Origin of the sequence: Dickeya sp. NCPPB 3274, assembly GCF_000406205.1 — a bacterium.
GTDB lineage: Bacteria > Pseudomonadota > Gammaproteobacteria > Enterobacterales > Enterobacteriaceae > Dickeya > Dickeya fangzhongdai.
The window spans coordinates 69638-92563 of record NZ_AOOH01000057.1; the positions used below are offsets into that span (position 1 = coordinate 69638).

The window sequence follows — 22926 nt, forward strand, 5'->3', positions numbered from 1 at the left end:
ATAAGGGCAGTCTGGGTCAGTGATCTGGAGCATTAGCATTCCCGATGGTAATAACCGATTTGAGATCCAAGCGATCCTATTTAGCCTGTACTACGGCCTGCGGCATAGCCGCATCAATCAGAACTGGTATTTTGTGCATGCACAAAACCAGACTGTACGAATACAGCAGCAGCGGTAAGAGCCAAATACCTCAGTCGTTTAGTTTGCATTTTCGCGCTCCAGTTGAGTCAGTATTTATTCATCTCATCGAAATGATTTTTTGGGCCGTCTGCTTGTCAACAATAATGAACTCACTACCCCGTCATTGAATGATTGTGTCGGCAGCGAAGCTGTTAATTGAAATGAAGCAGCCAGAAGATGAAGAAACATTTTAGTGATGGCAATTTTCATCACTAGAATGAATGGAATGGTATACCGGTAAAGTATTTTATGGCAAATGTTGATTTATAAATCTAGAGTATTTAATATCACCTAGCGAGAGGGGATAAAAAAAACCCGATCATACACATGATCGGGTTTTGATCATCAGAGATCCTGGATCATTTTTTATCTAGGTTCTCTATATAACGAGCCAGCGCGGTGTAAAGCACTCGGGATGCTTTTGTTCCGTCGCTAGAGGCAATATCGTGTAGCCTCTTAGCTGTTTCTTCTCTCAGCCACAGACATTCGTACTGACTGTCATGTGGGCTAACAAAATAACGGGGAGGCAACACACCTGTGACCCTTTTTTCCACAAACCAATCGCAAGCCAGACCAATCAGCTCTTGCTTACCCATATCTGCATCAGATAATTCTTGTTGCAGACGCTGCTGGATTGGCCCATCTATCTTAATTCTGAAAGATCTAAGATGTTTGTTTTTATCCGTCCCCATAATATGTGCTCCATATACTCATACCCATGTCCGTATATCTGTACTCCATAGAGCGGATTCACTCAGATTTAATCTGAATCCAAACCGTGGCGCCGAGCGAACGACACGAGAGCCGCCAGAACAACATCCGCATTTGTTCGACGATCCATGCTACTACGATGTCTGATCATCGTAAGAACGTGATCATCGACAAAGGCATTATAACGGTTTTTCTCTGTCGAGCATGACACTTCATAGTCGATTTTTTCACTTGAATTTTCAGCCAAAAAATCTCCTATGACGTTGTTTTGTAACTCATATAGAGCCATATTACGAGAGCGGGCCAGCAACCGCATGTTACGAGCGACGCAGGGGCTAAAATTCTCTAGAGTTACATGGTTCATAGTTCGAACGCCACCCCCGAGCTTACCAGACGATCTTGTCATAGATCCCCCTTTTCGATAGCGCGATCCTTAAATATGTATTTTTTACTGACTATGTTATAGTGACGCCATAAAATATAAAATCAACAGGCAATAATAGCTGGAGGCTATATGCAGCATTTTGGCTGGTCACTGCAAACCGCAAATATTTTGCTGAAAGAAGGGTTTGTAGTAGGAATGCGGATAGTTCCTTCAGCAGAGAAAGAAGACTCAAAGCCGTGGGAGATTCATTTCCGCACTAAAGTGGGAGATGAAGCAAAATTGCTTACTAACGGCTACAGCGATAAATCGCGGATCGGAACCAGGCGATTCGCATCAAAAGAATCAGCTAAGACTTACATAGCCAAGCGGCTGCCATCAGGACTGGAGTATTTAGCATGACATAGAAAAACTAAGCCCACCGGTTGACGCCGGTGGGCTAGAAATAGGCGGGCTGCACCGCGCAAGACACAATAAAACTTAACTAACTCCAATTCTGCTCTGTTTGGCGACGGCACAGAATAGGGGCTACGGTTTTATTATAGCCAAATTTGGTGAAAAGCCAATAGTGGTGCATGCCATTTTTCAAACTTTCTGCGTATGCGGGATCATGGTAAGCACTGCTAACCCACTGAAAAGTGATAGTAATTTGTATCACCAGGCATCGCCAGGGGCATTTTTTGACGCCCTGGGGGGGGTGCATCCTGATCGTTACTGTCGATGGCTCTGGCGAATGCCGAGTGATGACCGAAGTGGCTTGTTTAGTGCCATAGGTTCCCCAACTCGACCACGTCGGACCGTATCAACGCTATCTGAATTCTATCTGGCCGCAAATACAGACACCGATCTGTATTATACACCCAACCTGTTTTTCGATTGGCGGAATGCCCGCATGACTGCCGGGTTGTGTGCAAACTATATTGAGATAGACACGCAGAAAATACTAAATGACACTGAACGCCAATCGGTTATTAGCGATGTGTTCAGTCAAATATCAAAAAAAAATCTACCATTACCAAGCGCTGTTATTGAATCAGGGTCTGGTGGGCTACATCTATATTGGGTTTATGACGGTGTAGTTGATGCCTATCCCAGCCAGCAGCGAATATGGAAACTCATATCCGAAACGCTGAGTCAGGCTCTTATCGGAAATGAACTATGGCATGTAGATTTTGGTGCATCACATGATATATCTCGTTTTTTGCGTATACCTGGTTCCAAACACTCAGGAAGCTGTAATCGTGTAAAAGTATGGCTGCATGATGTCAAATATGACTTCTATGATTTAGCTGAGAAATTAAGTGTTCCCGTCAATGTTAATGTCGTTTCATTTAAGTCAAATGATTCTGAAAATAATAAAGTATCGAAATCTGATGAGTCTCTCCCACCCTCTTCCAGGCATACAATAAATTCCTGGTGGGGGCGTATTTATTTCCACCTTGTAAATTACATAAGGTCTACCGGATCAATTCCTAACGGTCAGCGTGACAGTATTGCGTTTATAACGTTTGTCGCCCTACGCAGGGTCACGTCAATCGAAAAATCGTGGAGTATGATCCGGTCTATAAATGCTGAATATATTGGGCTAACTGAAAAAGAGCTCAGTCGATATTTATCCACAGCATCGAAAACCACATACAAATACAAAAAATCAACTTTGCGCGACTATTTCAAAAGCGCGGGTATTCCTATTCCTGATTTTCTGACCGGGGCAACAGTGACATGGAATGTGTCACTCGGGTTGTCATCCGATGAGATAAAGAAGCGCCAGGCAAACGCGGCATTCGAAACAGCTACCCGTCGGCGAAATGAAACACGTGCGTCCATAATCAATGCGATAAATAGCCTAACGCGCCGGGCTATGTCTATTACAACTGCGGCTGTAGCATCCGTCGCTCGTGTTTCTCAGCGAACAGTGCAGCGTTTTTTTTGCCGGGAGGGCGTCAATCGCTCCTCTTGTATATCCGCCCCCCCGGAGGGTATTTAGTCGTGTTGTAGTCTTGATTTTATGCATGCACAAATTGGTGTTGTACTGAGGTACGTTGTAATGAGTGTGCCTGGTAGCTTGCTTGAGGTATCTGAGTTAGTTAGCTGTTTTTTTTGTGCATGCATAAATTTATCCTGTGCTTGTGTTTTCCTATACAAATTTTCATAGATTTGGTATTTCCTTGTTGTCATGCATTACAGTTAAGTGTAATATCCATTTACGCCACAGAAGGCCACTTTAGGGTGATATGCCATAACCGGAGAATGATGATGGGTAAACCCAAGAAGAACGACCTAGCTCAAATTATTGTCGAGCTTATCAAAAAGAAAAGACCAATAATCTGCAACACCAATGATAAGGGTGGTGTTGGAAAAACAACATTGGCCGCTCATGAAGCGTGGATGGCCGATCTACTGGGGTTGAAGGTGTTGATTGTCGATTTCGAGAAACACCTTAGTAAGTTGATGTTCGGTAATCTTTTGCCTGAACTACCAGGATTTGCATCGGCAACAGATCTCTTCCGTGACGAAGGGATAGAGAAGCCTATTTATAAGGTTCCTGGTTGGAAAAATATTTACATTCTTCCGGCTGATCATGGAATGAAGGACATCGACACCATTCCAATGGAGTCGGGGATTGTTGTCAATCCCCTAAACAACCTTCAGGAAATAATGGAGGAATACCAGTTTGATATAGGTATCATCGATACGCCTCCCGTCACGGGGAACAGGCAGCAGGCAGGGCTTCTTGCTGCTTCTAACGTGGTTTTGGTAACCGAAATGAGTGCATTGTCACTTGAAGCTGTTAGTGATGCCATTGGCATCTGTAATTCATTGATTTCTAATATTAATGAGAGAAACCCAGGAGTCAATATGTTGACTCCTAAGTATTTAATTGTACCGAACAAGTTCAATTCAAGAAGGAGTAGGAATCAATACTACCTGGATGAATTGAAGCGGTCCGGTATTAAATTGTCTCCACATATACAAGACAGAGAACCATTGGCTCAAGCGATTGATATGGGAAAACCTGTCTGGTCGTTTGACGATGGTAACTCCAGACTCGCTGCCAAAAATATTAGGGCGGTGTTGGAAAATGTATTAATGGAAGTAGGGGCGTAATATGGCTGGTGATAAATTCAGAAAACTTAACGTTGGCAGTATGGCAACGATAGCAGCCTCGGCCAGCGCTAATAGTGTTGCTAATGCAGGTATGGTCATACTGGTAGACCCTGATGATTGCTATTCCGAAGACAATCCACGGAAGACCTTTAATCAGGAACTCATTGAGCAATGGGCTCACGAGTTCATCCATGATTCAGTAGGGCAGCGTGAACCAATCTGGGTTGCTCCCCGGAATCAAGATGGTAAATATGCAATCCTGCATGGCGAGAGCCGACTCCGTGCAGCTCTCATTGCTAAAAAAGAAAATCCAGCGTTTAAGTTAAAAGCGCTGGTCGATGAGGGGTTCTCCCGTCGTAGTATGAGTCAAATATATTATGAGAAAGGCAAAAATAATATAGCTAGAGATAATATGTCGCTGTTAGATACTGCGGCATGGATGAAAAAATCAATTCATTTAGCTGAACTTGAAGGAGAAAAATTAACTCAAAGTCAGCTGGCTAAATCACTTGGAAAAACCAACGCTTGGGTTTCCAGAGTGATTGAGTTGGCAGAAATGCCAAATTATCTGAGAGACGTTTATATTAATGAAATAACAACTGATCCCTGGACTCTTTCTTATCTGGTGAAAATAGATAAGAAAGATCCTGAATTATGTAAGCAATTCGTTAAAACTGGCGTAATAACACGCCATAGCGCCAAATGGGTATTAGATAACCTGAGACTTCCTGAAGCTGGCACGACGTCGGGCAGCAACGAACAGGCCACTGGCACGACGTCGGGCAGCAACGAACAGGCCACCGGCACGACGCCGGGCAGTAACGAACAGGCCACCGGCACGACGCCTGGCAGCAACGAACAGACCACCGGCACGACGCCGGGCAGCAACGAACAGACCACCGGCACGACGCCGGGCAGCAACGAACAGGCCACCGGCACGACGCCGGGCAGTAACGAACAGGCCACCGGCACGACGCCTGGCAGCAACGAACAGGCCACCGGCACCGGCACGACGTCGGGCAGTAACGAACAGGCCACTGGCACCGGCACGACGTCGGGCAGTAACGAACAGGCCACTGGCACCGGCACGACGTCGGGCAGTAACGAACAGGCCACTGGCACCGGCACGACGTCGGGCAGTAACGAACAGGCCACTGGCACGATACGTTACGATGTTGTGCATGCACAACAAAAAGAGGTCGTTCTTCTGAAGAACGGTGCTGCATACATATATTGGATGCAGATAAAAAGTGGACAGTGGATCTCAGCAGCCGAGACCACATTTGAACATGGAATAAATGAAGAGGCCATCCTCTCTAACGAGGATGTATATGAAAGTGAGGCTGCTGCTCAAATCGCAGCACTAGAACGGCTAGATAGGCTGGTAGGGCTAATAGATAGCAATGCTGACAGCTTAGATAAGGACGAGTTAAAAACTGCTGAGTTTTTACGTATCGCAGTCGATCTTGACTTGGATCGTCTGAGGACAGTGAAAACACAAAAAAGAAAATTATATATTGTGGGCGATGCACAAGGGAAAAAACTGGTTGTTTTGTTAAAACAGCCTTCAAAAGAGGGGTTTCTGTGTGTAGCTGATCCTGCTGATATGAAGTCTGTCAACGAGGTGCTGGCTAGTGAGTTTAAGCCCACTGGTTATATTTCCTTAGATTATTAGAGCATATATACATATGTATCCAATCTTCATTAAAGACCGTGGCAACACGGTCTTTATTTTTCTTGACTATTTAAATGATGTTTCGGCAGTAAAAAGGAAAGAGGCCGCTTATTTATTGGCGGAGTTGGCTTTTAGTTACGGCTATAGGAGTACAAAAAATACTGTTTACGGCAATACATTAATGGCATGGGGTAAGAAGAAACACCCGCTCCCCTTCTGGGCAATGAGAACGATGTGGACCTTCCTTGCCAATTCGGGTTATACCCCGGATAGTGAAAAAGGATGGGCATGGTGGGCCTATACATATGGTGGCGATTACCCATTAACTGGTGAATATAGGGTCAGTGGCCCTGACTGGTTAAGAGAGGCCAACACATATCGATGCTTTTTATCTGAATTTAAAGGGAAAGATGTCTATGGAAAAATTCTCACACTGATGAAAACATATCAGAGAGATTTCAACATTAATGATCTTTGTAAGATATTAAAAATAAAAAAAGAGCCTGTTGTAGAATCTTTATCAAAAATGGTACTTAACAACGTTGTACTAGTTAATCAGGACAATTCCTTTTTATACCGTCAATAACGGAACGTAGCCAAGTGTTGCTCTTGCGGCGGGCTACGCCTATTCTCTGTAACTTGGCTACATCAGATTCTTTATACATATGATGTATAAAATTGTGGGAGTATAACCAAGCTACCTCTTGTCTATATCTCTCATTTATTTCATATAACAACTCAGCAATAAAAAGTCGATCATCAATATGGCACATGACTGGCAATGGAACGTATTTTAATTTTTCTATTCTTTCTTTTTTTTATTCATAATCTTGTTTCATTCATTATTAATTAATAAAATAAAATTAGGTTCCAATTATTTTAGAGCCTGTTCGTAATCAATTCAATGGAGTTATACATGAGTAGTGATAAATGGAGAAAGCAAGTTTACTCGATAAACTCGTTCAAAGGCAAGTTCCGAACGGTTTACCTGGGCCAAGTGGTTGATCAAATATCTGATCTTTTTGACAGATCATCCAGTGTGTTTTTACACACATTGACGTCAGCGTTTCAACCGGCAAGAGCCATACCTTGCGAAGCGCTAGATGAGATGATGATTGAGGTCGAAAAAAAAATAGGTACGGAAAGGATACAGAAGGCGGCGACGCAACCGCATACACTATTAGATGTTGAGTTAATTGATATAACTGAGGATGTTGTAGATCATTTTTTAGATGATAAGAAGAATATCTATGTCGATTTAATCATTACTCGACATAGAGTAATGGATGATAGTGAAACACCTATCAGTTATAAAAAAGGGAATATGAGATCAATAAAGCGGGGACAGGGGCTATATATAACTTGTTACCAATTTGGTGACCTATCTATCAAGTGTTGCACAAACATGCGGGACAGAACTCTAACAATTTCAGTAGAAAAGTAATTTTGTGCATGCACAAAATCAATGGCAAAAAGCTAAACAATACTTATGAAAAAAATTCGAGTTTAAATTATTTTCTTTATATTTTATAGGCTTCACCAGGGAAAGATCTTCTCGTCACCCAGTTTAAATTAGAATGGCTTAATTATAACGGCGTGATATTTCAGTAATAGAAGTAATAATTAACAACATACCCTCTTCATTTTTGTGTCGGCCTTCAACGGTTGACACATTTGAAATTAATCAGAGGGGTTGCCCCTCTAGCCACAAGAAGGACCATAAGGGAAATGGCATCTAAATCAGATGCAGAAAAGGTCGCTATGCGACCTCTTGGTGGTTACTGCCGTAATGTCAGAAACGGAGCGGGGAGGGGCTATGAGGCGCGTAAAGCTACTTCCTGTAACAGCATGCTAAAAACCGGAAGGTGTTACTGTATTAAATCCGTCAGTAACTGAGTTTAACTCCATTATCCAGTAATGCTCTCTACAAGTGATGTAAGCAGTCCTATCTATACTGGAAATGTTATCTGGCACTGTAATAATTTCAAGAACCGAGACTTCTGTTTTATCTGATAAATGACGGCTGGCAACTGTCCTTTTGTAATGACTGAGGATTCCACTATATCTCGCTGCCTGCCATTTTGGGCACATCTGGCCGAACAGTAGTCACCACCTTTGTAGTCTGCATGTGGGTCATTGTATTTATCAATAAGAGTAAATACACCACCACACTCCTTACAGACTGTCTTATTGAATCGCCGAAGAATAAAATCGTTATCTGATTCAACTTCTCTGATATGTAGCAAATAATGATGTTGCTCAATATCTTTCTTTAGTACACGAGTTGGGAATTGACGACCATATTCCTCCTCTATATTAACTTTGGCGCTTTTTCTGTCTGGAGCTACCACTAACCCACTATATATCGGAGGCCAAACCCATTCTACCGCATCAGTAAAGGCTGATCTTGCATTACCTTTTATTTGATAGTAAAACTTAGGCATTTGAAGTTTCTCTATTTTATCGGAATTAATTTTAAATATCTTCCATCCATTTTTTCATTATAAAAAATATTACAGAATTCAATGAATAAAAATTCCGAGGCTGAATTCTCATCATCGGTAAGTTCTATTTTATTGTTTTCCTTATGACTCCAGTATTTATTATTGTCAACGTCAAGTATCTTATATTTCATTAATTTGTGTCATCCAAAATATCTTACCCTGATTAACCAGGGTAAGATTAATTGTTATTGATAGCCATGAACTCTTTCAAGAGTTATCAAAAAATTTTTTAATTCAGCACCATTCATACAAGGGATCTTCACTCGCTTCCCCTTACGGACGCGCTTTACTACATGCCTAGCAAATGAGACAATATCTTGCTTCATGCTATTTTCCTCATGGTATGTGCGGACATTGATAACGTGGCAGCGCTATCGATGTGAACGAGGGGGGGGCGACCCCCCCCCTTCTTTTATGAAGGGAAAAAAATCCCCTTCATTGCTGAGTAGACACCAATCCAAGTTCCAACCATTAGAATGGTTGACAATATTGTCAACCCAACCAATAGTTTTAAAAAATTTTTTCTGATTTTTTTTCCTTCTCTAAAAAGTCAGTCACCTCCTTTGTTGATTTATTTATTTCATTTGGGAGCTGTTTTATCAGCTCATCAATTTTACCTACGTCACCTAGTAACTCAGCTATCAATGCATCCCTTGCCGTTCTCGGGATATCATCCATGAGATACCCCGAGGTTTTCAAAAACAACATCAAGATTCTTCTTGACCCCTTTCGCAAGGGATTTTAGGCCATACATATCAGCCCAATACTCCCGGTCTTTTTTGGGGGCGTCCTTATTTTTAAGTAAGGCTTTATAGTCCGTTGAGTCGGACAAAATAGCATCAACGGTCAGCCCCTTAACCGTTAACGCGTCGAATATTTCATTCTCAAATACGGCGCATTGGGTGTTAAGGGTAAAGCTCTTATCCTTTTTATGCATACCTAATATGTATGCAAATTCTTCGCTAACATCACTGTTAACTCGATTAAATACAACCTTAATCTTTTCTGGAGGTATACCCATACTGGATAATGTCCCCAGCATGATAATTGACTCTTTCTGTTCTTTCGTTCCCGGTGTAACAGGGATAACAAACAGATCAAACTCCTCATGGGAGTCTGAAAACTTAACCATATTAGACATGAACATCTCTATATTCGATGCTCCCACATCGATGATAGCATCATCATCGATCATTATTTTCCGAAGTAGTCCACGGAATTTATCCGAAGTCATCTTTTCAACATCGATGCCCAAGCCTTGGGCAGTTTCATTAATTGATTCGATAGCGTACACTGGAGCCATCATTCGAGGAGCAAAGACATGGGCGGCCAGTGTCGTTTTACCGACAGTGCCGCAGTAGTTAAGGATTACGACTTTCATCACTATCTCCAGTTAACTCTTCCAGATTAATAATTTTTGACCTGAATGCCTTCAGGTCAGCAGGATTAGATATCCTGATTTTCTCTACACTCTCTACTTTTCTATTGATTTCTTTTGTCTTTTCTATTGAGTCATTTCCTTTTTTTTCCTCGCAATACGTTTTTACATATCGCGTAAATTGCGTATAACTGATACTCAGTGCATCAGCGTAATTATCGAAGATCATTCTCTTTGTTTCCCCTCTTGCAAGTCTCTCTTTTATTTCCTGCAAGAACGGCATGAACGAGCTTTTACCTCGACGCGGTGATTTTCTCCAGTCAGACATCATGACCTCACATTTTTAGCCAACCGACCACATAATACAACTTAGTGAAAAACAGTGCAATCAATCGGCGTTTAGTGAAATTTAATGAAAATTAGTGGAATTGTCAAGGCATTTAGTGAAAATCAGTGAAATAAAAAAAATTGCCAATGCATACTATAGTATGTAAAATGGCGTTGTAAAATCAAATAGAGAGGTATGAGATGGAAAACGAAATAGCTATGACAGCCATGTACATAAAGGCTGGATGGGAAGTTTATTTAGCGAAACATAATGGCAGTATTGATACTGCCTTATTAGAGGGCAACAGGGGAAACATTGAGTTTACCAATCGACTCTTAGATTTATCAGCGGAAATAGATAAAATATACAATTTAGAATCGGCTGAAAATACAGCAAACCCAAGCGGGGTTTATCACTACGACATATCAGAAACTCTCGGTAGTAAATTGGCTGAAAAGTCAATTAAAGAGGTTAGATACATATCAGACGATGAAGTATTAGAAATGGCAAGAGAATTGATAATATCGTTTCTATATTGATAAATAAAAAAGCCCGATATTACAGGGCTTTTTTTATTTAAATGTGTTTTTAAATTTGATTTTACATATTAAAATATGTATAGTGACTTTATTAAAGCAATAGTGCTTTCATTATGGGCCGGTCGGCCAGGAGATTATAAAATGGCAGTTATAGATAAAGTATGGTCAGATGAGAATAATAGCATTCTGATTACAGATAAAGGCGTAAAGGTCAGGCATATTGAGGGTCGAGAAATTTGTACGGAAGGTGGGCAGTTATATAACGTCAGTGATGATGGATCAATTTCTGAGGACGGAATTGTTAACTCGCATCTTGGAAAGTTAACAGCTGAGCTAGTTGATCTTACTGAGCAATTACGCCAAGATTTTATTGCTACGCTGAATCGTGGCGAAAACTACGTGAATCACTATGAAGAACGGCAAGAAGCCCGCCGCGAGCGTTACGAAAGTCGGGCCGAAAAAGCCCATGAAACCGGCAATGCCGCACTGAGCCGAGCCAGAAGTATGCTCGATGTTATTCCCTTTGGTCAGCCTATCCTTATTGGGCATCACAGCGAACGCCGCCACCGCGCCATTTTGGCGAAGGCAGATAAATTACATCGCTTTGCGTTTGTTGATTGTGCTGGTAAAGCAGATCACTACGAAAGCAAAGCCAAAGCCGTTGGACATGGTGGGATCTCCTCTGATGACCCTGAAGCCTTGAGCAAAATACGCCGTAAGCTACAAGGCTGCATTCAGAGTCAGATCATTATGAAAGCCTGCAATGCTGCGATTCGCAAAAATAAGACACCAGATACGCAGTTAGCTGCACTCATGAAACTGGGTCAGACAGAAAAGAATGCCCAGGAACTTATTAAGGGTGACTTTTGTGGGCGGATCGGGTTTGCGTCCTATGCCTTGCAAAATAACAATGCAGAAATTAACCGACTGAAACATCGCATTAAAACTCTCGAAGCGGTTAGTCAGAAGAAAAAAGACAGTAAAGAAGAGTTTGGCACTTTCAGTATGGAAATTGACAGTGAGGAAAATCGTATCTTGTTTACGTTCCCCGGAAAGCCTGACGAGGAAATTAGATCAGTTTTAAAAGCTCATGCGTTTAAATGGAGTCCGTCGCGGAGTACAGCAACGAGTAGTGTATGGGTAAGAAAAATTACACCCAATGCCCTATCTACCGCCCAATGGGTTAAACGTAAACTTCTTGATATAAAATGATTAAAAGAAAAAGCCGCTTAAGCGGCTTTTTCTTTTCCTAGTCTTGGATAGAAAAAAAGGACAAATCAGCTAGTAAGAACATTGCATATACATATTATAATATGTATACTGTAATCAATGAAAGCAATGGTGCTTTCATTGTGGGCCGGTCGGCCAGGAGTAATATATGGAATCGTTATCAGTTGGGCAGTGTGTTGTGTCCGTTGGTCTTGAGTATGTCATCAATGAAGTTTCTCTAATTAATGGCAAACTCAGCTATAGTCTGCTGGGTCTGAGTCACCCGACCATTTCCCAAGCGATTGCTGCTGAATCCATGCGTTTTTATCGTAGCTCAGCCAAGGTGTTAACTCTTGATGAGTTACGCACCCGTCGCGCTGAAGTACAACGCTTGATCCGTGAGCAGGAGGCCGAAAAACTGGCTGCAAAGAAACAGCATGAAGCAGACGACGCCAGTGTGCGCATAGATCCCGAAAACGCCGGTCTTCTGACAGTGGAAACTGAAAGAAACACAACAAAACTAGCGGCGAAAAATTGCCGTATTCTGCTAAAAAAACATTTTCCGGGGATCAAATTTTCGGTCCGCATGCGAGACTACAACTGTATCAATATTAACTGGATGGATGGCCCCACAAAAGACGCTGTAGAAGCTATCACGGCCCGTTTTAAGGAGGGCAGTTTTGACGGTATGCAGGACATGTATGAATCCACTATAACCAGTTTTAACCGTGTATATGGTGGAGTGAAGTTCCTTTTCCCGGAACGTACATACAGTGACGAGCTGATTGGGGAGGCTATTTTGGCGCTGCGTAAAGAACGCGGCGAAACAGTAGTACCGTTAAGTGTGACTATAGAACAGTTTCGTAAAGGTGCATTATACGCACAGGGGTTAGAATATTTTTCTCATGGCCTTCAATCAGGTTTATGGAAAAAATTAAGCGAAATTGATAAATGTAGCAATAAATGATCGGAAGCGCCCCCGGGCGCTTTTCTTTTCGTCGGGCATCAGTTGGTGAGGGTATCGAACCCTCACCAACTGAAGTCGCGCCCATCGCCCATATTTGAAAGGGGGGGGTATGGAAGAAAAAATATTCTTCGCCCGTGGGAGCGGTCGGGTCAGAAAGATGTTGACCGTTTTTACTGACGGTCAGCGATATCGTTTGCATTACCTCGTATTAGCAAGAACTAATCCGAGTAGTGTTGAGCGCAGGTCAGGAAAGAAAGAAGTTCGAGTTGAAGAACTGAATGAAATTTACGAAGTGAACGGCTTGGATGAGATAAATGCTAATGATACTCCATTGCCTAAACTAACTAGACAATTCTTAAAAAAAATGGGTGGAAAATGAGTCAAAAACCCGAATACCGGGGAGCACTGGCACAATCAGTCAGAATACACATGGGGTATACCCAGAAAGAAATGGCTGATTTCCTGGGAATGACACTCCCAGCTTGGCAGAAAAAAGAGCAAGGGGAGAACAGGGTATCGGTGGCAGAATATCAACTTTTTCTATTGCTCATAGGCGCGCATCCGAACTGGACACTCGTTCCGAAATTACCTGATGAGAAAAATAAAGCGCAGCTTGCCTCTGAAGCTGCAATCCATTTGGGCACATATCTTGCTGGTCGGCTCGTGTTGCCGACGAAAGCTAAGTTGCTTGAAAGTGAGCTGATTCGGCGTGTGGACGAGTTTACAGAGGAATGGAAAATTGAGGTAAACAGGTCAGTCGAGGGGCTTTTACCCCAAAAGCCGGATTGATTTTGTGCATGCACAAAATCGCGGAATGATGTAAACTGTAACGCAACTATAGGTTTACTTTGTCTACTGGAGTAAGGCATGAAATACCCAAGATATACTCAAGAAGAGTGGGATAACATCGTACCGTCACTAAGACGTTTCTCAATGAGCACCGTTCAGGCTGTTCATGCTGTGCTAGTTAAAGGGGAAAGGCAGGTGGACGTAGTTCATGAATTGGGTCTAAGCAAACAATCAGTGAACAAAGCACTGAAAAAAGTGCTGGAGGTAATACCTCCACCCAGCTCGGATATGAAATTCGTATGTGTATTCTTGCCGCGAGAAGAAGCGGAAAAGGTGGAGAAAATGGCATTAAAATATAAATGAGTAAATTAAAATGCTTTAAAGATAAAGCACTATATAAAAAAATACTCAGTCTAAAAAAACGTTCATAATTTCGTTTTTTATTATATTAATACCTTATCTTTGGGGCGTAAGGTCATCTCATATGATGAGATTGATCTAAGAAGTGGGTTAATACAATGGGCTACTGGTTTTCTAATTATATTACTCGCATATATACTGATAGTAATAATCCCCAGAGAGCTTGTACTCTACTACGAGAAGAATAAAAGAAATACATCGTGATGCTTATGAGAGGGTGACATGAAAATAAATTTATTCAGTAAGAAAAACAATAAGCTCTTTTTGGCTTTATTTGTTTTTGTTTATCTATTTATACCTTATTTTTGCGGGCGTAGGCTTATTCATTTTAATGGGGATGAGAACCATGTACTTATACATACCATTATTCAATGGTGTCTGGGTGCTTCAATTATAGCGTCAGGTTATATATTATTGGTGATAATTCCGAAAAAGATTTTTTCAAAAAAATAACATATCAGTGATGTGTTTTATGCATGCAAAAAGAGAGGTTTTTATTGAATTATAGGCGCAATGCGCCTATAATGTGTTTGCGGTGGCAATAGAAGGTCACTCGTCCGAGAAGGCCATGCTGCCGATAAGGATACGATGAAACTTTCTGATTTAGTGATCGTTCGGACGGACTTTCCAGATGCTGATTTCTGGTTGGTGCGCCGAGGTTCTTTAAATACCTGTGGTCAACCTGTTCGGCAGTTTAACCCGGAACACATCGGGTTGAAGGTTTTCAGAACGGATATTCTGTTACCTGATTACCTTTATTACTGTATGGAATACATCCACTCCACAAAAGTGTGGGAGCAGATGGCCACTGGGACACTGAGCTTGGTCAATATCAGGGTTTCGGACGTAAAAAATATCGTACTGAAACCGCGCTGAGGTTGATAGTGGGGGATAACCCCCACTATTTCCAGCGGTATAAGAGGTATCAAATGAAGATCTCAGAGTTACAGAGTTATCTGAATAAACAAAAAGAACTACACGGAGATGTAAATATCTTCTGTACAAAGGCGTTTGGTAGCATAGTAGAGAGCGGAGAGCTTATGCTTGATGACTTGCTAGTGACGACCCGTAAAAAAGTTTGTGAAGGGGAGGATAGTGATGAAAAAATCATCACCATCGGGTATGACTATTGACTTGCCTGATTTAAAAACACAGAAAGATATTGTGCGACAGGACAGCACAAATAAAGCCATAGAACAATTAAAAAAGAACTTAGACGCGCCCCATATTGAATTTTTAGGTTTTGATCACCGCCGGTATGGCGATGGTCATCTGAAAATGGAGAGTGACTGGACGCCCCCTTCTCCAGAGCTTGTAAATGCTTGGTTCGAGCATTTTAAGAATACATTTCCTGGGTACGAATCCGACAAAAAGTTAGGTGAGTTGCTTGGATTAAAGGGTAATGCTGATCGCAGGATACGATCTTTCCGTAACGGTGAAAGGCCGATACCTTACGGAATATGGCGTCGTTTTTTGATTATAACGGGTAGAGTATATCAAGAGATAATTCCTGTTATTGCAATCGTAGACGACGAATAATCTTTCGTTCGTCAATAGAAATTAAAATAAGCATGGGATAATTATCTATGATCAACGTCTCAGCAAGTTCCTGGAAGAGCTCCACGCCCCACGAGTTATTGAGTATTGATATACACGTTTGTGCATGCACAAAACACCAAGTCACTAAACGTATTCAGTACGTTTAGTGACTTGGTGTTCTTCGCCTTGTTAGGACTGTCGGGTAGTGAGGTCATGGCTCCGACGTATAAAAAAGTAAATTAAAAAGATACCTTGTGTGTACTTTTGGTGAGAGGAAGAATATACTGTATTCATCGACTGAGAGTGAAATCACCATACACAAAGGGGAAATAATCATGACACCAATGAAAGACGCAGAGGTTGAAACAGTACGCGCCGTTATTGCTCGCGCTACTCATGTAGCCGCAAACAGCTTTGGCGGCGTAATTGGTGAGCACGAGGAGTTGGTGGAAACGCTGCGCAAAGCTGGTTTCACCAGCATAGTCAGCGTAGTTGACGCGATTTATGAAGGCGTCTGCGTGGCGAGTCAGGACACCACACGTAAAAGTTGGATTGCCAAGCTGCACCAGATTTCCGCCGACCTCAAAGTGCGCGTGGCTATCCATGACTACGAAGCGCTCTGTGATGGCAACCGTGCCCAGAGCATGGCGGCTAAAGGGTTGCTGAAATTCATCATGACTGCGCTGAAGTTTCGCGGCCTCGAATACAACACGCTCAATCTGGCCCGCCTCGGCAGCAAAAGAAGCCTTTACTACATGAGCCGTGGTCATGTTGACGGATACGCGCTGGATCGCCAGGGTAACGTCATCAATCTCGATGAGTGCCATGCCGCCGCGCTGGAAATGAACCGGGCGTTCGACCTGAACATAAAGGAGAAAGAGGTTCAGGCTGACACCCTTTGCCGTGGCTTTCGCATGAAATACAGCTATGTGCGGGGCGTTCGGCAGTTCAAAAGCGACATGCCGGTGGAGAAGCTCTATGCCGTTCTTCCTGATGGGCGTGTGTTTCGCAGCGAAGAGATTGAACTTCCAAATCAATATTTCGACGCACCTGACCGCGAATGGACGTTCATGCCAAATCTGACCATCGATGATGTTAAACTCATGTTTGCCGAATTTTGCGGGCGCTATCCCAAACCAGCCAGCATCCAGTGACTTAACCCTGCGCCTGCAACGGTCGGGCGCATGAATGAAACCACTGACATGAGTGATAAGATAATGAGCTACGTTGAAAACCTTAAATTGATAATCGACAGTGAAATACTGTTGATAGAAAAATGCGAAAAAGAATTATCAAAAAAATCAATCGAAAAACACATTGAGAGAGCATGGGAAAACGTTCTCATTGAAGCTAAAGAGAACTTGAAAAGAACAAGGCACACATTGAATCTGTTCACTACCGACCACAGTGATAAATAGAGAAAATATAATGGAAAATCAAATTCAAAGTGTTTTTTTTAGAATCTGGAATTGAAATATCTATTATTAATGAAACTATTCGTCTGACGCTTTGTGCATGCACAAAGCACCATCCATTTAGTACCACCAGCAATAAAAGTAACCAAAAGAGATACCTGATATTTACTTTTTACGGGGATCGGTTATACTTCATTCATCGGTTGATAAATACAGTTACCAACTAAAACCCCGTAGAGTGTCGCCCGGCGATACAACCACTGAACAACAAACAGGATTGGTTTATGAAAACTATTCGTCACTCCGATTTTTCAGATCTTCATCAGGATACAAAAGTTTCTCATCTGCGGAAACGCATAGAGTCTATAGCGCTAGCGAACGCCGCTTTTGATGGATATCCGGGCCGACAGGTGGAGCGACTGTGGCAATGGCTGACTGCCCCCGGCGGTGTAATCAACTACGAAGAGATGATATCTGCTATAGAGTCGATACAGACTCGACCGCGATATGTGTGGGACGAGTATGCTATCAGATTAGTGCCCCTCTATCCAAAGGGCAGGGGTTTTGAACACGGGTACGTAATCCGTAATCTGATAGTGCGTATTGTCACGCACCACTTCTTGTACATCTATGGTGATGAGGGAATTGAGCACGTAGAGTCACGTATGCATAGAGCACTTGGAGCGGAACTCGTATATGAACTACTCCGCGCGGACCTGGAACATCTGGTGCAGTGACGTCACCCTGCGCTTAAGCCCAAAATTCATTAATATTTGAATTGTAAGAACAGAGAAGGGGAGTAGGAAATGCTTATTTTTATTAGCCATGTTTATAGGCCAGCATCGACTTTACGAGTTGGTGAACCTTTCAGGCTTTACAGCGGTTCAGTATTGATTGTTGACACAATTGATACCGATAAAGATGGTCTATTGAAAATAGGTTACCACTCTTTTGACCTAAATCGCGATGGTTCCAGAAAAAATGGGGTTATTTCCCTCAGACCCGACCAGAAAATCAAAGAGGTGTAAACACCGTGAGTACAGCGATGTATGTAAAAATCGTAACGGCTTACAACCTGGGTCTGGGGCAGGGGGCTTACGCATGACGTTTTGTGCATGCACAACCCCACTAAACGTACTTGGTACGTTTAGTGGGGTCATTAACTGCAATAACGGTGCGTATTGCCCTGTATAGCCGCCTTGCGGTGGCTATCACCCAGTAAAACAAAATACCGTCCCAGCCCGTCATACGGTGCAGGGAGCAATAGTCAGGCTGTGAATGTTGCTGAAAGTCTGCCGGGCTTTGCAGGGCGGAAGATGTACATTTCTCCCCTTACGCTCGGCGTTCCTGTGGGATGAAAATAAAGTCTCATCATTTTCATCCCACAGTTCCCCTCTTTTTCATCGCTGTTGCCTTCCATGTGCTGACGAGCGCAAAAAAAAGTAAATTTCAAGTCTACCATTGGTTGACTCCTGAACGAGCACGACTATACTGTATGCATCGGTTAGAAATAAATCCACTTGGAACAAGTTTTTGTGGAAAAACATTTTTTCTCATTACTCTTTAAAAAAATATCAACTCATGTTGAATACGGTTCTGTTTCGGCAGAAAGAATATCTGATAATAAAGAAGAGATGACGATAAAGTTAAAAAATGGCTACATCAAAATTGAATTAATAAATTCCAAAACAATTTCCGCGAGTCTATATAAATGGGATGATGAATTTGGTTATCTTATTGAAAACTCAGGAAGTAACTTAGATGAAATAGCTGATAATGTAATTATTGCCTGTAACCGGCACCACTAAGATAGATGAAACCACTGAATGAGGGAGGGTAAGAGTATGAAGGAGTTGGCTCGTATGTATGCTGCACAGGCAAGTAAAGAAGCCAAAGACTATCGGCAAAAAGCACTGACGACAGATTTGGAACTCGCTGCGCGTCATTACACTGAAATGGCGGAATTGAAAGAGGCGAGCGCATTCATGTGGGAGTTGCTAGGTCAATGAATGACTTAATGAGAGTCAAGCCCGCACCAATTGAGCGTGACGAGTGCGGTCTATTCCTCCACCCGCAACACCCCGCCGACGTGAATGAACCTGGGGAGCTGGAAAACTGGTTCCGCGCCCACGGGCTTACATACAAGATCAATTGGTTGAACCCGCCGGAGCACAAGTGTGAGTCTGAGTGCCAACCGAATGGCGACTTTTCGGACTGGGGGTTGCGGTCGCCAGAAGGCACTGGCTGGTTTCTGTGGTGCATCGAAGAGGCAAGCGACGGCGAGCCGATCGCGTTGTGGGTTGCGCCGATGAATGCCGTCAGTGAAGAGCGCGATCGGCTGAACGCACTGCACAGGAAAATAAATAACCGTTGATGCAAATCTCCTATCGCTCAAGATGACATTGCGTATAGCCCTGTATAGCCGCCTAACTGCGGCTATCAACCCGTAAAGTGCCTCCGTCGTTGAGCGTCTGAAAGGCTTTGCAAGGCGGAAAATGTGCATTTTCCTTCCATCGCGGTTGCCTTCAGTCATGTGCTGACGCGCATAAAAAAGTAAGTCAATGGTTTACCTGATATTTACTTTTGAGTGGATTCGGACTATACTCTATTCATCTGCTGACATGCGATGACATGTCATAATACTTTCATTAAATTAGTCCTTATTGGAGGTTTCAAAAATGGCATCAATCATTATCGAGATTAGCAATATTAATATTAATAACCATCATCTTGTCTCTGATATTGCAGGAATTGCGGGCTATGCTGCCAGTGTTTCATATGTTAATGAAACCACTTGCATAATTGATGCCGGTGACGAGGACCACCGCACTAATGCAGATATTTCTAATGGCGAGTTAGCTCTTATGATTGGTGAATTTATTATTAATGGTTTTCATGCCAAGAAAATATAAATTCAAAAGCCTGCGTTTATTTTATATAAGCGCAGGCACTATCTCGAATGAAACTACTAACGGGGTGTATATGAAAGACATAACCGATTTTCTTGCTGACACACAGAAATACCAATCTGAAATGATTTTCAGAGAGCTTGAAGTAACCGACAGTTTAACCGACATGTCTAACACAATTGGTCAGTGCGTTGCAGACATTTCTCGCCAAACCCGGTCTTCATACTGGGGTGAGCATGTATCAATCAGCCTGGACGGTTCGCAGTGCCTGATGATTTACCTCCGGGGACTCGGGGAATATCGCATAGAACAAGGTGAGGCTCTGGCAGCAGCATGTAATCGCATGAAGCGGCTAGCATCATCAGCGCAGTTTATCCAGATGATGAAATGCCAGTGACCTCATACCCTGCGCTTGCACAGTCGAGCGCATGAATGAAACCACTGGTTTTATGCATGCACAAAATCAATGCCATAAACAATCTAACCAATAAAAATAAAGTATCTTTTTTGTTTACTCGGTGTTTACTAATTTAAAGAAAGAGAATATACTTAGTTTATCAAAACACTTCATGACGGATATCATGATATGAATAATAAAAAAATTATGCTAAGGGCATGGGGTTTGGCGGCAATGCGAGCCAAATTTCTTGGCGGTAAAAAAAGCCAATATTTTTCTTATTGTTTAAAAGTATCTTGGCATAAAGAAAAAAATAGACTACTTGGGACAGATAGTCAGAGAAATTATGCAAATGGACTATATAAATCCACTTTAAAAGAAATCTTCTCTCTGAGAGAGAAGGCTTCAATATCCCGTGCTGAAAACTGGCTTAAATATACGCCAGAATTAACTTCACTACTGGATAGATATACCGGAAGTGCCGCGAAATTAATTCTTTTACTGAAGGATATAAATTTCTTTAGTACAAGAAGTGTTTTATTCACTATAAATTCATTAAGAGGTGAGTCATGAGCAGAGGCGTTAACAAAGTTATTCTTATCGGTAATTTGGGACAAGACCCAGAAGTCCGTTATATGCCGAATGGCGGTGCAGTTGCTAACCTGACTCTGGCCACGTCGGATAGTTGGCGCGACAAGCAGACTGGAGAGAAGAAAGAGCGTACAGAATGGCACCGCGTCGCCCTCTACGGAAAACTGGCGGAAATCGCCGGTGAGTACCTGCGCAAAGGTTCCCAGGTGTATATCGAAGGTCAGTTGCGTACCCGCAAATGGCAGGATCAGGGCGGCCAGGATCGCTACACCACTGAAGTGGTGGTCGATATCTCCGGCAGCATGCAAATGCTGGGCGGACGTACCGGCGGCGGTGCACCTGCTGGTGGCAACATGGGCGGCAATACGGGTGGTTGGGGTCAACCGCAACAGCCGCAGCAAGCCAACCAGTTCAGCGGTGGCGGCCAGTCACGTCCGCAGCAAAACGCCCCAATGTCGGGCAACGAACCGCCGATGGATTTTGACGACGACATTCCGTTCTGAATGGTGCGTTTTTCTTTGTAAATCAAGTGGTTAATTCGATTTATTGAGTTAATAATAGGCTACTTGAGTACCTATTGCAATCGCTTATTGAGTTAGCCACTTGAAATCCTCTTCCTCCATCCTTGTTGATTTTTATGCGCTGACGCGCACAGGAAAAGTAAACCATTGGGTTACTTGCAGTTGACTTTAAGTTGAAGCATGTCTATACTGTATTCATGTTATCAATTAAAGGATATGAAAATGAAAAATTTAAATACTGACACCGAACACTTCCTGGAAGTGGTGAAGAAAATATCTGTCGTTAAGAATATTTTTCTTCTCATCATGTTTGCTTCTTATATCTTTTTTACATTGATGTTTCTTTTGTGGTGTCAGAAGCCGTTGCAATTTAATGGTGAGTTCTTTTTATCTTTTATTGTAACTTTTTTTTTAAGTTGCCTTACGGGGTATCAGGATGGTAGGGAGTACAACGCTATTATAAAACTATATAGGACTATAGAAAAAGATCTGCCATACGAAGTGGACAGAACAATTCGGTTCTATTTTAAAGAACGGGATATTTCAAAACTGAAAAAAGAAATAAAGAACTGGCTAGAGAGTTAAAAAAGGATAATAGAAATGACTCATCTCACTGAAAACACATTGGCTTATATGTATACGGAAGCAGCACAAGAGCTTTATATTGCTGATGAAAATGCCCGTTCTATCATTCCACATAGCATCTAACAACCTCGGACATGTGTTAGTTGAGTATGATGATTTGGTCAAGACTCTGCGAAACGCTGGATTTACAATGATATCACGCCGCGTCGATGTAATAATGAATGAAATAATTGATGATTCTTTAGACGATGGTGTTGATGTTAGCGATAAAGTGATCCGTAGCCGCTGGTGTGACTCACTCCGTAGACTTTTGAGCTAAAAATATGCGCCTGCCAATTGCAGGCGCATGAGTAAAACACTAAATGCTAGTTGATTCTGTTAGTGTTTTTTTCATTTTAGATATTGCATCCTTTAGTATTTTTTCCACATCGTCATTTACATCTATCCTCATGCCCTTATCCCACAATTTTTTTTTCAATTCATCAAATTCTGCTTTGACTTCAACGCAGACTGAGAAGCTAATCTTGCCTCTCGACTGCGCGCCTGCGTTAGATATTTTCACTGTGATTGCGATCCCTAGGTAATAGTAATTTGTATAACTATGATAGTGCATTGCGACGATTCAGTAAATCTTAGCCTATGCCGGTTGCGGCGCGTCGCGGTTACCCGTCGTTTACCACTGCCCGCGCTATGCCAGGTTGCCCCTGCTGGAAGAAGGGTGTGGGCGGACAGCGGAAACGGGGGTAACCGCGTGGGTATCGTGTTTCGTCTGCAACACA

The 22926-nt window shown here is 42.5% G+C and carries 35 protein-coding genes; 26 read left to right on the top strand and 9 right to left on the bottom strand.

Annotated features, from left to right (window positions below):
* Positions 1-539: 539 nt before the first annotated feature.
* Positions 540-872 (bottom strand): hypothetical protein, encoded by a 333-nt coding sequence (locus tag DXX3274_RS00520; RefSeq protein ID WP_042857964.1) that lies wholly within the window; start codon positions 870-872, stop codon positions 540-542.
* 68 nt (positions 873-940) lie between these two features.
* Positions 941-1255, bottom strand: a complete 315-nt coding sequence (locus tag DXX3274_RS23560; RefSeq protein WP_152495202.1) for a hypothetical protein — start codon at positions 1253-1255, stop codon at positions 941-943.
* A 150-nt stretch (positions 1256-1405) separates the two neighbouring features.
* On the opposite strand from DXX3274_RS23560, the gene DXX3274_RS00525 reads away from it, so the two are divergent.
* From DXX3274_RS00525 to DXX3274_RS00545, 6 genes are all read left to right on the top strand, one after another.
* The gene (locus DXX3274_RS00525; protein WP_042857965.1) at positions 1406-1675 is read left to right on the top strand and encodes a hypothetical protein; all 270 of its coding nucleotides are present in this window, start codon (positions 1406-1408) and stop codon (positions 1673-1675) included.
* 331 nt (positions 1676-2006) lie between these two features.
* Positions 2007-3260: a hypothetical protein gene (locus tag DXX3274_RS23565; protein WP_152495203.1), complete on the top strand. Its 1254-nt coding sequence runs from the start codon at positions 2007-2009 to the stop codon at positions 3258-3260.
* 263 nt (positions 3261-3523) lie between these two features.
* Positions 3524-4381 carry a ParA family protein gene (locus DXX3274_RS00530; RefSeq protein ID WP_042857966.1) on the top strand — a complete coding sequence of 286 codons (858 nt, stop codon included), beginning with the start codon at positions 3524-3526 and terminating at the stop codon, positions 4379-4381.
* Position 4382: 1 nt separating this feature from the next.
* Positions 4383-6056, top strand: a complete 1674-nt coding sequence (locus DXX3274_RS22360; RefSeq protein WP_050569770.1) for a KorB domain-containing protein — start codon at positions 4383-4385, stop codon at positions 6054-6056.
* Between the two features lie 13 nt (positions 6057-6069).
* Complete coding sequence (locus DXX3274_RS23245; RefSeq protein WP_042857967.1) at positions 6070-6642, top strand: hypothetical protein; 573 nt, start codon at positions 6070-6072, stop codon at positions 6640-6642.
* A 330-nt stretch (positions 6643-6972) separates the two neighbouring features.
* Positions 6973-7500: a hypothetical protein gene (locus tag DXX3274_RS00545; RefSeq protein ID WP_042857968.1), complete on the top strand. Its 528-nt coding sequence runs from the start codon at positions 6973-6975 to the stop codon at positions 7498-7500.
* A gap of 505 nt (positions 7501-8005) precedes the next feature.
* Here DXX3274_RS00545 and DXX3274_RS23250 read toward each other — a convergent pair.
* The 5 genes from DXX3274_RS23250 to DXX3274_RS00560 form a co-directional block, all read right to left on the bottom strand.
* A complete protein-coding gene (locus DXX3274_RS23250; protein WP_202960821.1) occupies positions 8006-8500 on the bottom strand; it encodes a hypothetical protein in 495 nt (164 codons plus the stop codon).
* A 245-nt stretch (positions 8501-8745) separates the two neighbouring features.
* The gene (locus DXX3274_RS23900) at positions 8746-8886 is read right to left on the bottom strand and encodes a hypothetical protein (protein WP_193747021.1); all 141 of its coding nucleotides are present in this window, start codon (positions 8884-8886) and stop codon (positions 8746-8748) included.
* A gap of 184 nt (positions 8887-9070) precedes the next feature.
* The gene (locus DXX3274_RS23905) at positions 9071-9238 is read right to left on the bottom strand and encodes a hypothetical protein (protein WP_193747022.1); all 168 of its coding nucleotides are present in this window, start codon (positions 9236-9238) and stop codon (positions 9071-9073) included.
* On the bottom strand, positions 9231-9941 hold the full coding sequence (stbB, locus tag DXX3274_RS00555) for a StbB family protein (RefSeq protein WP_042857971.1): 711 nt from the start codon (positions 9939-9941) through the stop codon (positions 9231-9233). The genes DXX3274_RS23905 and stbB overlap by 8 nt, the downstream gene beginning before the upstream one ends.
* Complete coding sequence (locus DXX3274_RS00560) at positions 9922-10269, bottom strand: hypothetical protein (RefSeq protein ID WP_152495204.1); 348 nt, start codon at positions 10267-10269, stop codon at positions 9922-9924. Before DXX3274_RS00560 ends, stbB begins: the two co-directional genes overlap by 20 nt.
* Before the next feature lie 197 nt (positions 10270-10466).
* Here DXX3274_RS00560 and DXX3274_RS00565 point away from each other — a divergent pair, with 197 nt between their 5' ends.
* The 12 genes from DXX3274_RS00565 (at position 10467) to DXX3274_RS23570 (ending at position 18172) form a co-directional block, all read left to right on the top strand.
* Positions 10467-10805, top strand: a complete 339-nt coding sequence (locus DXX3274_RS00565) for a hypothetical protein (RefSeq protein WP_042857973.1) — start codon at positions 10467-10469, stop codon at positions 10803-10805.
* Between the two features lie 141 nt (positions 10806-10946).
* Positions 10947-12017 (top strand): DUF3560 domain-containing protein, encoded by a 1071-nt coding sequence (locus DXX3274_RS00570; RefSeq protein ID WP_050569772.1) that lies wholly within the window; start codon positions 10947-10949, stop codon positions 12015-12017.
* A gap of 166 nt (positions 12018-12183) precedes the next feature.
* Complete coding sequence (locus tag DXX3274_RS00575; protein ID WP_042857975.1) at positions 12184-12981, top strand: LPD29 domain-containing protein; 798 nt, start codon at positions 12184-12186, stop codon at positions 12979-12981.
* Positions 12982-13090: 109 nt separating this feature from the next.
* Positions 13091-13360, top strand: coding sequence for a hypothetical protein (locus DXX3274_RS00580; protein ID WP_042857976.1), 270 nt, complete (start codon positions 13091-13093; stop codon positions 13358-13360).
* Positions 13357-13770, top strand: a complete 414-nt coding sequence (locus DXX3274_RS23910) for a helix-turn-helix transcriptional regulator (RefSeq protein WP_050569773.1) — start codon at positions 13357-13359, stop codon at positions 13768-13770. The genes DXX3274_RS00580 and DXX3274_RS23910 overlap by 4 nt, the downstream gene beginning before the upstream one ends.
* A 78-nt stretch (positions 13771-13848) precedes the next feature.
* The gene (locus DXX3274_RS00590) at positions 13849-14133 is read left to right on the top strand and encodes a TrfB-related DNA-binding protein (RefSeq protein WP_042857978.1); all 285 of its coding nucleotides are present in this window, start codon (positions 13849-13851) and stop codon (positions 14131-14133) included.
* Between the two features lie 645 nt (positions 14134-14778).
* Positions 14779-15066 (top strand): hypothetical protein, encoded by a 288-nt coding sequence (locus tag DXX3274_RS22525; protein WP_071603887.1) that lies wholly within the window; start codon positions 14779-14781, stop codon positions 15064-15066.
* A gap of 53 nt (positions 15067-15119) precedes the next feature.
* Positions 15120-15323 carry a hypothetical protein gene (locus tag DXX3274_RS00595; RefSeq protein WP_152495205.1) on the top strand — a complete coding sequence of 68 codons (204 nt, stop codon included), beginning with the start codon at positions 15120-15122 and terminating at the stop codon, positions 15321-15323.
* Positions 15289-15729, top strand: a complete 441-nt coding sequence (locus tag DXX3274_RS00600) for a hypothetical protein (RefSeq protein WP_238556031.1) — start codon at positions 15289-15291, stop codon at positions 15727-15729. The genes DXX3274_RS00595 and DXX3274_RS00600 overlap by 35 nt, the downstream gene beginning before the upstream one ends.
* A gap of 335 nt (positions 15730-16064) precedes the next feature.
* Positions 16065-16883: a hypothetical protein gene (locus DXX3274_RS00605; RefSeq protein ID WP_042857981.1), complete on the top strand. Its 819-nt coding sequence runs from the start codon at positions 16065-16067 to the stop codon at positions 16881-16883.
* Positions 16884-16913: 30 nt separating this feature from the next.
* Positions 16914-17147 (top strand): hypothetical protein, encoded by a 234-nt coding sequence (locus DXX3274_RS00610; protein ID WP_152495206.1) that lies wholly within the window; start codon positions 16914-16916, stop codon positions 17145-17147.
* A gap of 803 nt (positions 17148-17950) precedes the next feature.
* On the top strand, positions 17951-18172 hold the full coding sequence (locus tag DXX3274_RS23570) for a hypothetical protein (RefSeq protein ID WP_152495207.1): 222 nt from the start codon (positions 17951-17953) through the stop codon (positions 18170-18172).
* Between the two features lie 239 nt (positions 18173-18411).
* Here DXX3274_RS23570 and DXX3274_RS00620 read toward each other — a convergent pair whose 3' ends face one another.
* Entirely contained in the window at positions 18412-18606 is a 195-nt protein-coding gene (locus DXX3274_RS00620) for a hypothetical protein (RefSeq protein WP_042857984.1), read from the bottom strand.
* A gap of 73 nt (positions 18607-18679) precedes the next feature.
* On the opposite strand from DXX3274_RS00620, the gene DXX3274_RS23575 reads away from it, so the two are divergent.
* From DXX3274_RS23575 to DXX3274_RS00650, 8 genes are all read left to right on the top strand, one after another.
* A complete protein-coding gene (locus tag DXX3274_RS23575; RefSeq protein ID WP_152495208.1) occupies positions 18680-18952 on the top strand; it encodes a hypothetical protein in 273 nt (90 codons plus the stop codon).
* Between the two features lie 36 nt (positions 18953-18988).
* A complete protein-coding gene (locus DXX3274_RS23915; protein ID WP_193747023.1) occupies positions 18989-19153 on the top strand; it encodes a hypothetical protein in 165 nt (54 codons plus the stop codon).
* Complete coding sequence (locus tag DXX3274_RS00630; RefSeq protein WP_050569774.1) at positions 19150-19518, top strand: hypothetical protein; 369 nt, start codon at positions 19150-19152, stop codon at positions 19516-19518. The genes DXX3274_RS23915 and DXX3274_RS00630 overlap by 4 nt, the downstream gene beginning before the upstream one ends.
* Positions 19519-19822: 304 nt before the next feature.
* Entirely contained in the window at positions 19823-20056 is a 234-nt protein-coding gene (locus tag DXX3274_RS00635; RefSeq protein WP_238556032.1) for a hypothetical protein, read from the top strand.
* 70 nt (positions 20057-20126) lie between these two features.
* Positions 20127-20450 (top strand): hypothetical protein, encoded by a 324-nt coding sequence (locus tag DXX3274_RS00640; RefSeq protein WP_042857986.1) that lies wholly within the window; start codon positions 20127-20129, stop codon positions 20448-20450.
* A 189-nt stretch (positions 20451-20639) separates the two neighbouring features.
* The gene (locus DXX3274_RS23580; protein ID WP_152495209.1) at positions 20640-21023 is read left to right on the top strand and encodes a hypothetical protein; all 384 of its coding nucleotides are present in this window, start codon (positions 20640-20642) and stop codon (positions 21021-21023) included.
* Entirely contained in the window at positions 21020-21544 is a 525-nt protein-coding gene (ssb1, locus tag DXX3274_RS00645) for a single-stranded DNA-binding protein SSB1 (RefSeq protein WP_042857987.1), read from the top strand. The genes DXX3274_RS23580 and ssb1 overlap by 4 nt, the downstream gene beginning before the upstream one ends.
* Before the next feature lie 240 nt (positions 21545-21784).
* Complete coding sequence (locus DXX3274_RS00650; protein WP_042857989.1) at positions 21785-22147, top strand: hypothetical protein; 363 nt, start codon at positions 21785-21787, stop codon at positions 22145-22147.
* A 358-nt stretch (positions 22148-22505) separates the two neighbouring features.
* On the opposite strand, the gene DXX3274_RS00655 is transcribed toward DXX3274_RS00650, so the two are convergent.
* Positions 22506-22709, bottom strand: a complete 204-nt coding sequence (locus DXX3274_RS00655; RefSeq protein WP_152495210.1) for a hypothetical protein — start codon at positions 22707-22709, stop codon at positions 22506-22508.
* Between the last annotated feature and the right edge of the window lie 217 nt (positions 22710-22926).